Genomic DNA, 12,534 nt, shown 5'->3' with positions numbered 1-12,534 from the left:
AAGACCTATAGGACAAAGGTATGCCTGATCTCTATTGCAAAGGATGTAAAAAAACAACACTACATAAGTCTATAATGAAACGTTGTGAATCTGAGCCCGAGACAACCTCTGGCCGTATGATGCAATGGACGTCAAAGCTATTTAGTGGAAATCTGTACTACGATATGGAAACTCAGCACTTCTGTCGAACGTGTAACTGCCGTTGCGAAACAGGAAGTACTGTACCCCAAGTTGGTTTAGCTTAACTTAAAGTAAGCGCTCACTAACTTAGATCAAAAAACCTCCGTTTTAGGAGGTTTTTGCGTTTCTATGCGGCTTTGAGTGCTAGTTCGGCGTCAATGGCGTTGCCATCAATCTTCACTTCCCATCCATAGTTCGAGTATTCACTTGCGAGTGCTTCAGCAACATCTTTTGATACTGTTACGTGTGTCCATGAGCCAATACCGTATGGTTTGTACGCGAGTTCTTGTGTCTTCATAATAGAGTTATCCTTTCTCTTTGATAATCCCATTATTCACTTTGGCCTATATCCTTTCTTTCGTTTCTGGCTCAACTTATTTGTTATTCGGGTCATTTCTATAATAATTTGTTAATAGTCAAAGATTGATTTATAAGGGGTCTTATCGTTTCATATTGATTTATATTTGATGTGAATGCTAATGGCGTATTTAGTTTTTTAAATGTGTGAGCGAGGTTTTCTTCGATTGTTCGTGGTATGGAATATACTGAGCGGAATTTAGAATGTTTAAGGAATGTTATGTCTCAGCATCAACTCGATCGTATCGATAAAGAGATACTAAGAATTCTGCATATGAAAGGGCGTTTGCCTGTTGTTGAGTTGGCAAAGCAGGTCAACCTAACGACGTCCCCTTGTTCTGATAGATTGAAGCGATTGGAGAAAGAAGGCTACATAACGGGCTATCATGCCGAGCTCTGTTCAGAAAAGCTGGGACTCGATGTCCAAGTCTTTATCCATATTCGTCTCGACCAGACCAGCTTTTCGATTTTCGATAAATTCGCCCAAGCGGTTGAAATGATGCCTGAGGTGGAAGAGTGTTATTCGCTGTCGGGTGATTTTGACACCATGATCAAGGTTCGAGTGAAAGACATGAAGGCATACCAAGCGTTTATGGCAACCAAGCTGGGTACACTGCCGGGCGTGATTCAGACTCGAAGCGAAGTAGTGATTGAAGAGCATAAGAAAGGCTTTGGTGTTAACCCTGAGTTGTTGGCTACCCTAAAATAGTGGCCTGCTTTCGCCTTACCAAGGTTATTTAGATATAAAAAATGGAAGCCGATAAGCTTCCATTTTTTGTTGAGCGTCAGATGAGGGCATCAGATTAAGTTAGAGCAAATAAAGTGAGAACAGATAAACTGCTTATAGCGTAATTGCCGCAGAAATTAAGCCAATCACACCACCGAATACTCCGCCCCAAACGACCAACCAGCCAAGGTGTTTCTTGATCATGGCTTGAACCATCTCTTTAACCAGCTTTGGTGTCAGTTCATTCAAGCGCTGATCGATGATCGCTTCAATATTCTCTTTGATTTCATCCATCATTGCAGGCGATTCAAGTTCATCCTTGATGGCATTTTTTACAGAATCACTCTTGCTGATTTCAATCACAGACTCTTGCATCTTTTCCACGAATGGCGCTTTCATTGGCTGTAGTGCTTCAGTTCCGCCAACCATCGCTAGCATGCCACCAAATTGTGAGTTCTCGATAACATGCACCAGTGAATCGAATGCAGGGTTAAAGTCGATCTTCTTAATCACGGGTTCTAGGTTGAGTGACTTACCGCTCATCTCGCTGCTTAGGAAGCGGTCGATATTACCTTCGGTAAAGAACTGTTCCATCATCAGTTGTTTAATAGCCGCCTTGAACTCTTCAAAACGAGCTGGAATAACGCCAGAACCGTATAGGCCGGGTACTTTTTCGAACAACATGTGAATCGCAAGCCAGTTGGTGATGGCACCAGAAAAGGCGAATAGGCCTGCATAAAGCAAGTATTGGTTTGCTGTCGCATAGCCGCCAGCAAGCAGTGCTAACGCGATTACGTTAGTTAAGACACTTTTGTTCATGGTTGATCTCTAGAAAGAATACTGCGCGCATTTTAAGAAAAAAACGCCAAGAAAAAAACAAAAGGATCGATGAAGTTTATGGGGAAGACGAAAATAGATGAGAAAGAGGCGAAGAATAACAGACATAAAAAAGGCTAGCCTCCCCCCGAAGTCTAGCCTTATTCCAGAACGCGCAAGCGAGGCGTCTTTGGTGTTAATGTCATTATATAATTACGACATAACATTCTGCCACGTGTAATTTACCATTAGTTAACAAATTGGTGTGAATTACGCCGCACTTTTAAAGTAGCACATAAATTAAGCACTCGACGCTTGGTCAAGATTATCGGCAATGAAGCCTCCGGTCTGGTGATTCCACAATTGAGCATAGATGCCATTTTGTGTAATCAGCTCTTGGTGAGTGCCTTCTTCAACGATATTGCCTTGATCGAGTACGATTAAGCGATCCATTGCTGCAATCGTCGATAAACGGTGTGCAATTGCAATCACGGTCTTGCCTTCCATGAGCTCAATCAAGCTCTCTTGAATTGCGGCTTCTACTTCTGAATCAAGTGCTGATGTTGCTTCATCCAGAACCAACAGCGGTGCATTCTTCAGAAGTACGCGTGAGATAGCAACACGTTGACGCTGACCACCCGAAAGCTTAACGCCTCTCTCACCAACTTGAGCATCGTAACCAATGTTACCAAACGGGTCGGTGAGCGTTTCAATGAACTCGTGCGCGTGCGCTTGTTTGGTTGCGGCATACACCTCTTCATCTGTCGCGTCAGGTCGACCGTAAAGGATGTTCTCTTTGATTGAACGATGAAGCAATGAGGTGTCTTGAGTCACCATGCCAATGTTGCTGCGCAGTGAGTCTTGCGTGACATCTGAGATCACTTGGTCATCAATCAGGATGCGGCCATTTTCTACATCGTGGAAACGCAGTAGCAAGTTAACTAAGGTTGATTTACCTGCACCTGAACGGCCAACCAAGCCGACTTTTTCACCCGGTTTGATGTTGAGGTTTAGGTTGTTAATCACACCCTTATTCTCGCCGTAGTTAAAGCTCACGTTATCGAAGTTGATGCCACCTTGTGGCACATCCAAAGGCTTAGCGTCTTTTTTGTCTTCAATAGCGATGGGCTTAGACAGCGTTTTAATACCATCAATCACGGTGCCTAGGTTTTCAAACAAGCCACCAATTTCCCACATGATCCATTTCGACATACCGTTAATACGCAAAGCCAAGCTGACTGCGATGGCAATTGCACCCACGGTGATCGCGTTGTCTAGCCATAAGTAGATAGAGATGCCGGCAATACTGAACACCAACAAGTAGTTAGCGAACTCAACGCAGATGTTGAAGCCGGTCACTAAGCGCATTTGGCGATGGACGGTATCTAAGAAGCCTTCCATGCCTTCTTCGGCGTATTCTGTTTCTCTTTTGCTGTGTGAGAACAGTTTGACCGTTGCGATGTTGGTGTAGCTATCCACAATACGACCCGTCATCAACGAGCGAGCATCGGCTTGCTCAGAAGACACATCTTTGAGTTTCGGTACGAAGTGCAGCTGAATGCTGACGTAAATGAACAACCAAACCAGCATCGGAGCCATCAAGCGCCAATCTGATTCTGCGAGTATGAATAACATTGCCGTAAAGTAGACCGTTACATAGACGAATACATCGACCATTTTGGTCACGGTTTCACGTACTGCGAGCGAGGTTTGCATCACCTTGGTGGCGACACGTCCGGCAAAGTCATCTTGATAGAACGACAAGCTTTGCTTCAAAAGGTAGCGGTGCGCTAACCAACGAATCGACATTGGGTAGTTGCCTAGCAAAGTTTGGTGAAGCAATAGCGAGTAGACGCTGATCAAGATTGGCATCACGACCAACAGTAGAACGCCGAGCCCCATCAGTGTTGATTTATTATCAGCAAGGAAGGTTTCGGGGTTGCTTGTTGATAGCCAGTCAACCAGTTGTCCCATGTAACCGAATAGCGCGACTTCGATGATCGCGATGGTCATGCTCATCAACCCGAGCAAGATCAACGGCTTTTCGAAACCTCGAGTGTAATGGCGGCAGAATGCCAGTATTCCAGTAGGAGGTTGTATCGGCTCTCCCTTTGGAAAGGCTTCAGTAAAGCCTTCAAATTTCTTGTACATAGATTTCCCTTTATAAACTAGTGCATCTATAAGCGACTGCATCGTTGGTGCAGCTTTGTTTTTATAGTCTTGATTTGAAATTTTACCGTCTTAGTTTGAAATTATATAAGCGCCCATGGGTTCTTATAAGCATTGAGTCATTCGATGGGTGTTGTTCTAGCTCTTATCTAAGTACTTGGTTTAAGCGCTTAGCTTTAATTACTTAGCTTTAATCACTTGGTTTTAACGTTAAATGCTTAGTTTCAACGTTAATGCTTAGCTTTAACGTTAATTACTTTGTTTAAGTGACGAAGGAAAGATCCAAAGAGTGTCTTTCATGACGCTTATTTTAGATTGAATTAGACAGGAAAAGTTAAGCTTATTTCAAACGTAATTGATGGTTATGCAACGGTGATAATCCTAACGTTAAATGGATTGAATTGTAACCAAAACTCGTGGTGAGCGAGAAAATGAAATCGGAATATTTATCCATAAAGCGACTTAACGAATATGCATACAGTTGGTTCTTTCTGATGTGCTGTTATCTTGCAGTAAAAATTACCGATTAATCTAAGATCTGCAGTGATTGTTTGGGATAAATATTCAAATCATTATTATTTTCAGTGAATCTTGTCGTAACAAGTTGTTTACAATTCTGAGGTAAATAAAAGATAGGGACGGTTGAGATGTTAAACCTACACAAAAAATCACTTCATATTACTAATGTTCAAAACGCCAATTGCGTTGTTATGGTTCCGCCAAAAGAGTTTCGATTTAACGAAGAAACAGCACGTGATAATGAGTTTCAGCACAGAGTCAATCTGACCGAAGCTGAGGTGAAGCTAGAAACGATGGCCGAATTTAAGGCTATGGTGGCTTCGTTGCGTAAAGAAGGTGTGCAAGTTGTAGAGTTTGATTACCCAGAATTGGGTGTCGAAACCCCTGACGCAGTGTTCCCAAACAACTGGTTCAGTACTTGTAGTGATGGAAGTTTATTCACTTTCCCTATGGCCTGTGAAAACCGTCAGCATGAAGTTAAGCCTACTGCTCTTATTGAAGTGTTGGAAGCGTCTGGTCGCATTGTTAACCACAGTGAGTCTATGGAGTCGTACGTTGCTCAAGGTTCTTATCTAGAGAGCACCGGTGTGATGGTTATCGATCACATCAATAAGACGATCTATGCGGCGCTTTCTCAGCGTTGCGACCGTGAAGTATTAGAAGATTATGCGAAGCGTATTGGTTATTCTCGCGTGGTTTCGTTCCAAACGGCATTACCGTCGGGTCAGCCGATTTATCACACCAATGTGATGATGGCGATTGGTGATAACTTCTGCGTGATCTGTGATGAAGTGATTCCTGAGTTTGAACGCCGCTTTGTGGTGAAATCTCTTGCCAAAGACAAGCAAGTTATCTCGATCTCGATCGATCAGATGAACCGATTCTGCGGCAACATTCTGCAATTGGAAACCGTGAATGGCGATAAGGTAATCGCGATGTCTCAGTCGGCTTACGATGCATTTTCTCCAGCTCAGTTAGCTCAGCTTTCGACACACGGAAAGTTACTACCGTTTAACGTTAAAACGATCGAAGACATCGGTGGTGGTTCGGTGCGATGCATGTTGGGTGAGGTGTTTTTACCAACGCGAGTGAATCGTCTGTAACAAGTATAGAAAGTATAACAAGCACTCACTTTAGCAATGAATCTTTGAATACCACTCTTATCGCAGAGTGGTATTTTTGTTTTTATCTATTTTTGTATTGGTCTACCAGAAGTAAGAAAACAGAAATAATAGAACCAGAGCTTGATACAAGAGCTAGCGCGCCAGCGGAAAAAAAGCTAACAGAGAAAAGCTATGAAGCGTCCTTAAAAGCTCTGTGTTCGATAAACTGAGCCGACAGTGCCACGACTTCCTTAGAGTAGACAAGCGCCGTGTGGTTGAGTTTGAGAGCGTAAGTATCCGTTGCCCCTCTCAGGTTTGCGTCTTCGAGTGTTACCGTGCCATCCCCCGGATTTTTTCCCAGTACAATACGTCCAACTCCGGCGTCGTAAGTGCCTGTAATCACGCCAATCGGCACATCAATATCGTAGTCACCCAAGCCATCGCTTAAAATCATTTTGCTCGAACCAAATATAAATCCAAGCCCATGATTAGACAGTGTTTTGGCGATGGTTGCCCCATTGTGCGGAGTGCCTGCTGTAATAATGCAGGTGTCGGCGAAGTGTGGTTGGTAGAATTTAAAGTAATGACGAATCAGCAAGCCACCCAGTGAGTGACCGAAAAAATAGACCTCATCATACTCATTAAAACGAGCATTCACGAAACGATTGAGACGTTTGGCTGCAGAAGGGAAACGCAGCGAGTTGTAGGCAAACTTGTGCGTTGTAAAGCCGCGTTTTTTGAAGTTTCTATCCAGATATTGCATGATCAACGCAGGCATATATAGACCATGAATTAAAACTATATGTTTGTTTTTATTATTCATTTTTGTCCTCCGTCTGATGATGTCCCCAGTATATTTAGTCGCAAATCTAAACTCAATAAAACTTGCTACTAATAGGACACAAAAGACAGAGGTGTGCATTATAGACAGGACGTTTGTTATAGATAGAGCGTTCGTTATAGAAAGAATGCGCGTTATAGACAAAGAGTGCTTGATGGACAAAGAGTGGGTTAGTCCGATCTCACTCCACCATACACATCAATGGTTAGGCCGCCTTGTTTAGAGTAAGTATTGGGTGTTAGACCGATGGTTTTCTTTAGGTAACGAATTAGGTGTGGCTGGTCGCTAAATCCAAACTGGTAGGCGACGTCTATCCAATCAATGTCATCAAAATTTCGTTTATACAAGTATTCCAGCATCGCTTCGAGCTTGTTCATCGATTGGCATTGTTTTAATGTCAGCCCTGTTACCTTGTTGAAGCTTCTTTCCAATGTTCTTTGCGAGCAAAACAGCTTGTCGCCAAGCTCTGCAATCGGTGTCGAACCAAGCACACCCAACACCTTACGTGTCAGTTCGTTGTGCCTATCCGTTTTAGCTGTCGATAACCAAGGAAGCAGCAAATTATCTAACTGCTGACAGCAGGCCTCAACATCGGTTTGGGCGAGCTTGATCAGTGACGTTGCATCGGCGTTTGGATTGTTTAGCAAACCTACGAGATTGACTGGACTAACGCCGTCTAAGCTAGGGTGAGGACTATCTGGGATAGCCAATGAATACAAGGCACCGACATGGAATTTGATGCCCAAGTGAATGAATGGCCGCGAGTGGTCCAATTCGATGGCTTTATGGTGTGGCAGCAGCAGATGGCAACCAATGCCTTGATCGACCTGTTGCTCAATCGTGTAGTGATAAACCTGCTCGCTTGGCGATAAGATCAGGTGCGCTGATGGATCGGGGTTGAGTATCGGAAATTGATGAGTTTGAGCGTCGGGCGTTTTTTCAATCAGCCAGTAGCAATCAATGAACTGAGCAACTACAGGGGATTTTGGAGACTGTAACCAATTGATCATTAGACCTTCTATTTCAGATGACTGTCACCTCCAACTATATGTGGATATCGTTGGAGGTGACAGTTTTTAAGAGCATCTATTATTAGAACTTAGTCTTGATGTTTGGTAATCCGCATCATGGCTGAGTTGCTTTCTTTAGCTAGCTAAAATCAAACTGCAAGATGCGATGTTTTGATGATAACCCAGCGCGTTTAATGGCCTTTTGTGCGCCAATATTGCTGCTTTCTGTGGAGCAAATAACGTCCAAACCTTGCTGGTTAGCGTGCTGCTTTAGAAAGTTAAGAACACGCGTTGCTAAGCCTTTACCGCGTTCTTCTTGTGCGACAATCATACCTAGGTCGGCAAACTGTGTTTGATGCTCATCGAACTTACGGCACTCTCCAGTAGCGAGAATGTCGTCACTTTCCCAGTAGCCCCATAGCTCTTGGCGGGCAATCAAATTACCGTAGTAACCGGTGAGCCACTCTTTTGGCGCGCCAATCGCTGATGAAGCAAACTCAACGAGCTGCTCCAGTTGTTCTTCTGTCGAGAGGCTCATCTCTCTCTCTTCAATGCGGTCTGAATCACAATCAGATCTGGCTTGAGAGTTTTGGCGGTACATCATCGCATTCACTTTAAATGACACTGTGTTGTCGACACACAGTGATAAATATTGTGGTTCAGCGGTGCTCACGAATGCGCCTTTCACCTTACCAATCACAGAGCTGTTGTTCTCTACGATTAAGGTGAACAAGTCTTCAATATGAGTGCTGGCTGTTGGCGTTAGGTAGAACTGAAGTAAGTAGCCTTCGCCATTCAATACGCAATAACCGACAAGATTACCGTTTTCGTAAAAACCAAAATGGTCAGACATTGGCACAAAGCCAAAGTGCCACATGCCATCGAGTGGCGCTGTTGACTCAGTAAAGTAAGCCGTTTTAAGTTCGCTTAAGTCACTCAGTGCTGAGATTTTTTTGATGTCTAACATCGCTTGAATTCCTGCTGTCTTGATTCGATAGAGTGCGTGGTCGCCATCTTGTTCTCAGGTACGTCAATTGACGATGAGATAATTGATTAGCTGAGCCACGTATCAATGACAGCAATTGTAGGCGACCGCTTGAGGCCGGTATTGAATAAAAACGACAGTTTTGAAAGGTGTGTGGGTGTTAACAGAAGAGCTGATGTTAATTGAAAGAGGGCAAGATATTTTGCCCTCTGCTGAACTTATTGATTGGGACGTTGAATCGGGCGCATTACTTTCCCGAGTCTTCAGCTTTGATGAGTTTTGTATCGACAGTTTCACTCTTTAACTCAGGTTCAACTAAGACCTTTATCACGCCCTTTTGTAGAATCAGGTTGTTGGGGTAGGTGATAATGTTGCCCGAACTGTGTCGAAGAATAACGTGGAACATGGTGATATCGATGATCACACCGCTGATGTCTTCGTCTTTCTCCGCGACTCTTACTCTGTCGCCAATGCGATAAGGGAAGACGAAAAATATTAGTACGCTGGCTGTGAGGTTACTTAGAATCGACCATTGCGCGAATAAAGCGACACCCAGCACCGCAAATATGGATGACAAGAACAGCGAAATATCACCAAAACCCAAGTTAAGAACAATCGTAAACACAGCGATGAAGAGTAGAAACAGAACGATATTGAAACACTTAATCACGAACTGCTTTCGCTTCAATTCGACGCGCTTATTTTCCGCTAATGTTTCTATCCAGTTTTTCCCCAAGCGTTTTATCACCCAATACACAGTGATAAGAAGTAAACCTAAACCCACTTGTTTAAGCCACATATTGGATTGCAAAAACTCAACCATTAAATAAACCTCAATTTTTTCAAAATAATGACCTCTGCCGCTATGACCACGAGCAACCCAATGCAAAATAGTGGGAATGCTATTGGGTTATCTGTTCCGGGTATTCCTGCAATATTGACACCCAGCAAACCGGTGAAAAACCCAGCAGGGAGGAAAATACCCGCAATGATAGAAAATAGGTACGTATTTCTATTCATTTTTTCAGCTTGTTGCTGACTTAGGCTCGCTAAAAATACATTAATTTGTTCGATGTAAAACTCAACAGACTCATTAATTCTCAGGATGGTATCAAGGCTGTTTTTTATATGACTGTTGTGCTTACTCAATGGTGCAGGCAGGTCACTCATTAAGTCCTCAAAAACGTATTTCTGTGGCTTCAAATAGCGCCTGAGTCTAAGTAGCCTTGAATGCAGAGCGTTAATCGATCTTATGTCGATATTGGATGTAGATTCTAACTCGTCAATCAAGAGTTCGACGGGTACTAGGAAGGTTGAAATGCTGTGGTTGATTCCACGAATCATGCCCAGTAATACATCAGGTAATGATGTCGGGCCTTGGTTTTGTTTGAGATCGGATATCAGATTACTGACCGCTTTTGAAGGAACTTTGCGTGTCGATATTAAAGTGCCTTTGTACCATAAGATGCGTAGGCTAAGCATGTCGTCAGGGTTAGCACCTTCGTTTAGATTAATGCCTCGCAGAATCATCAAAAAACAGTCGTGGCCAAATTGTTCAAATCGAGGGCGGGTGTCATCGGTGAGTAATGAATCGATTATGGCATTTGGAACCGTATTACTGTGGAGCCATTCTCTCAAACCGTCAGCATCTCTTTGGCAGTGATACCAAGTTGATTGCTCGAATGAGGCTGGGCTGGTGGTGTGTTCATGTGCCACACCCTCAGAAAATTGCCAGCTTGAAATTATGAAAGCGTCCATTCATTTGTCCTTAATGATATGACGTAAACATTGATATTGCGGCGCCATTCAGGTGCCGTATTGAACTGAGCTTAATCGTGGTAAGTTCAATGAGCGATGTGAGTGAGATAAAGTCTAATAAGACAGGTTGGTCTTTGGAGCACGACGGACTGTTCCATTATTGTCTCTATTAAATGTAGCTCATTGTTTCGTCGTTATAAATTAACACTCTGGATCCATGTTAGCGACGAAAAAAAAAGAAAAGACCGAGGTCTTTTCTTTTTCGGGGAAGTTGAGGAGAGCTTGCTCAGGCAACTCGAGTTTTCCGATGATTTACATAAGCAAAAACACTACCGACACGAAGCAAAAATATCTTGGTTCTCTCGGTATTCTTTGGTTTGTACATCCATTAGGCCGAGTAAAGAGTCGAACAGGTTGTCTTGGGAGAAGCTCTGTTCTTTGCCTGCCTTTCTTAAGCAGGTCTGGTTTATCCCTTTCTGCTCGGCGAAACCATCAGACATCCACATGATCATAGGCACATGGGTTTGCTCTTTCGGTGCCAATGAATAAGGCATGCCGTGTAAGTAGATGCCATTTTCTCCCAATGATTCTCCGTGATCGGAAATGTACATCAGCGCGACATTGTACTTATCGGTGAGTTTCTCTAGCTTCTGAATAGCCTGTGATAGAAAGAAATCTGTGTACAAGATGGTGTTGTCGTAGGTGTTGACCACTTGCTCTTTGGTGCAGTTTTCTATATCAGAACGTGGGCAGTCTGGCATAAACTTCCTATGTTCTTCAGGGTAACGTTCATAGTAAGTTGGCCCGTGAGAACCTGAAATATGATAGAAAAGGATGTTATTTTCAGTTAGATCTTGTGTATCTTGTTCGAAGTTCTCTAGCATGGCTGTGTCATAGCACACATCTTTATTACACAGCGGGTCGCTGTCTTTGGCGACGAGAGTCATCTCTTTGATTCGATGTGCGACTGCCTTGTCTCCACCATCGTGCTCTCGCCAGATAGAATGAATGCCCGCGCGATTCATAATGTCGACCACGTTATCTTGGTTGTAGGCTTTGTCGCGATCGTAGTTGCTTCGGTTCATGTTAGAAAACATACATGGCACAGAAACCGCAGTGGCTGTTCCGCATGACTGGACATCAGAGAAAAAGATCGGGTTATAGGGTTTGGTATGAGCATTGGTTTCTTTCTCATAGCCATAATATTGGTAGTTATATACACGTGCTGTTTCACCAAGAACAAACACCAATAAGGTTGGTTTTTCAGCTTGTTTAGCTTCTGGTTTTAGCTGCGCATCTAAGCCGATTTCTTGGTAAGGAATCGGTTCTTTGATGTAAGTATTGTTGATGTATTTTGCGGTTGAAGCGACGTATTCGGTCGGAATGATCATCTTTTTAAGATGAGAGTTATTACGACCAATCGATGCGTAATCTTTGTAAAACAACCCTGCAATGATGGCAATGAGGATCAAAGAAGACAGCAGCCCTATCGACTTCCAAATCGCAAAATCTTTCCAAGATTCTCTTTCAAGGTTTGTAAACAAAAGAAGCAGTGACGGGACTCCACCCATCAAGACAAACCATAAAATAGAATAGCTGCTTAGGTAGCTAGCGGCTTCTCCGCTGTTGGTTTCGAAGACGTTTTCTATCATTCCATAGTCTACAAAAATGCCGTAGTTGAACATGCTGTAGCTGACTAAAGAAGAAGTAAGTAGTAACAAGATAAAAAAAGCTTTGGCGAATATAGGCCAGTTGAATACTTGAAAGATAAAGTTGAATGCGGCGAGAAAGAAAAATGGGATCGAGATGATAAACCCAATGCTTTCGGCTTGTGAGGCACTAAGAATATTGAACAGTTCGCGTGAGATAGGTAAGTTAATGACAAGCAGGTAATACACAGCCAGCACGAAAGGGAGTTTGTTTATCGACATATTTAAGCGTGGTAGATTCATCGTAGTTGAGTTCCTGCGTCTCTTATCCCTTTATTTTAGTCTCGCTACCAAGAAAGCTCTAATATCAACGCATAAATCTCAATTAGGCGTGACGAGCGATAAACTGGTTAAAGTGAA

At 43.2% G+C, this 12,534-nt stretch carries 11 protein-coding genes; 2 read left to right on the top strand and 9 right to left on the bottom strand.

Features of this window, described 5'->3' with window-relative positions; all coding sequences use genetic code 11:
- Window positions 1-307 precede the first annotated feature (307 nt).
- Window positions 308-478, bottom strand: a complete 171-nt coding sequence (locus AC3CHU_RS18490) for a hypothetical protein (protein ID WP_162838715.1) — start codon at window positions 476-478, stop codon at window positions 308-310.
- A 279-nt stretch (window positions 479-757) separates the two neighbouring features.
- Between AC3CHU_RS18490 and AC3CHU_RS18485 the strand changes: the two genes are divergently transcribed.
- Entirely contained in the window at window positions 758-1,246 is a 489-nt protein-coding gene (locus AC3CHU_RS18485) for an Lrp/AsnC family transcriptional regulator (protein WP_004732526.1), read from the top strand.
- Between the two features lie 132 nt (window positions 1,247-1,378).
- Here the strand turns inward: AC3CHU_RS18485 and AC3CHU_RS18480 are convergent, their stop codons facing one another.
- Both AC3CHU_RS18480 and AC3CHU_RS18475 read right to left on the bottom strand, forming a co-directional pair.
- Window positions 1,379-2,083, bottom strand: coding sequence for a DUF445 domain-containing protein (locus AC3CHU_RS18480; RefSeq protein WP_017078426.1), 705 nt, complete (start codon window positions 2,081-2,083; stop codon window positions 1,379-1,381).
- Between the two features lie 297 nt (window positions 2,084-2,380).
- On the bottom strand, window positions 2,381-4,231 hold the full coding sequence (locus AC3CHU_RS18475; RefSeq protein WP_102450049.1) for an ABC transporter ATP-binding protein: 1,851 nt from the start codon (window positions 4,229-4,231) through the stop codon (window positions 2,381-2,383).
- A 665-nt stretch (window positions 4,232-4,896) separates the two neighbouring features.
- On the opposite strand from AC3CHU_RS18475, the gene AC3CHU_RS18470 reads away from it, so the two are divergent.
- Window positions 4,897-5,871, top strand: coding sequence for an arginine deiminase-related protein (locus AC3CHU_RS18470; protein WP_004732521.1), 975 nt, complete (start codon window positions 4,897-4,899; stop codon window positions 5,869-5,871).
- 190 nt (window positions 5,872-6,061) lie between these two features.
- Here AC3CHU_RS18470 and AC3CHU_RS18465 read toward each other — a convergent pair whose 3' ends face one another.
- From AC3CHU_RS18465 to AC3CHU_RS18440, 6 genes are all read right to left on the bottom strand, one after another.
- Window positions 6,062-6,694 (bottom strand): esterase/lipase family protein, encoded by a 633-nt coding sequence (locus AC3CHU_RS18465; protein ID WP_054546024.1) that lies wholly within the window; start codon window positions 6,692-6,694, stop codon window positions 6,062-6,064.
- 188 nt (window positions 6,695-6,882) lie between these two features.
- A complete protein-coding gene (locus tag AC3CHU_RS18460; RefSeq protein ID WP_488526159.1) occupies window positions 6,883-7,722 on the bottom strand; it encodes a helix-turn-helix domain-containing protein in 840 nt (279 codons plus the stop codon).
- A gap of 139 nt (window positions 7,723-7,861) precedes the next feature.
- Complete coding sequence (locus AC3CHU_RS18455) at window positions 7,862-8,689, bottom strand: GNAT family N-acetyltransferase (RefSeq protein WP_488526158.1); 828 nt, start codon at window positions 8,687-8,689, stop codon at window positions 7,862-7,864.
- Between the two features lie 265 nt (window positions 8,690-8,954).
- A complete protein-coding gene (locus AC3CHU_RS18450) occupies window positions 8,955-9,530 on the bottom strand; it encodes a mechanosensitive ion channel family protein (protein ID WP_017078430.1) in 576 nt (191 codons plus the stop codon).
- The gene (locus AC3CHU_RS18445; RefSeq protein WP_054546020.1) at window positions 9,530-10,465 is read right to left on the bottom strand and encodes a CorA family divalent cation transporter; all 936 of its coding nucleotides are present in this window, start codon (window positions 10,463-10,465) and stop codon (window positions 9,530-9,532) included. Before AC3CHU_RS18445 ends, AC3CHU_RS18450 begins: the two co-directional genes overlap by 1 nt.
- A gap of 329 nt (window positions 10,466-10,794) precedes the next feature.
- The gene (locus AC3CHU_RS18440) at window positions 10,795-12,417 is read right to left on the bottom strand and encodes a phosphoethanolamine transferase (RefSeq protein WP_146455201.1); all 1,623 of its coding nucleotides are present in this window, start codon (window positions 12,415-12,417) and stop codon (window positions 10,795-10,797) included.
- Between the last annotated feature and the right edge of the window lie 117 nt (window positions 12,418-12,534).

Source organism: Vibrio sp. QJM3NY_39 (genome assembly GCF_057785895.1).
The sequence above is the reverse complement of the archived record's forward strand: the minus strand, read 5'-3'. Positions and strand labels throughout refer to the sequence as shown.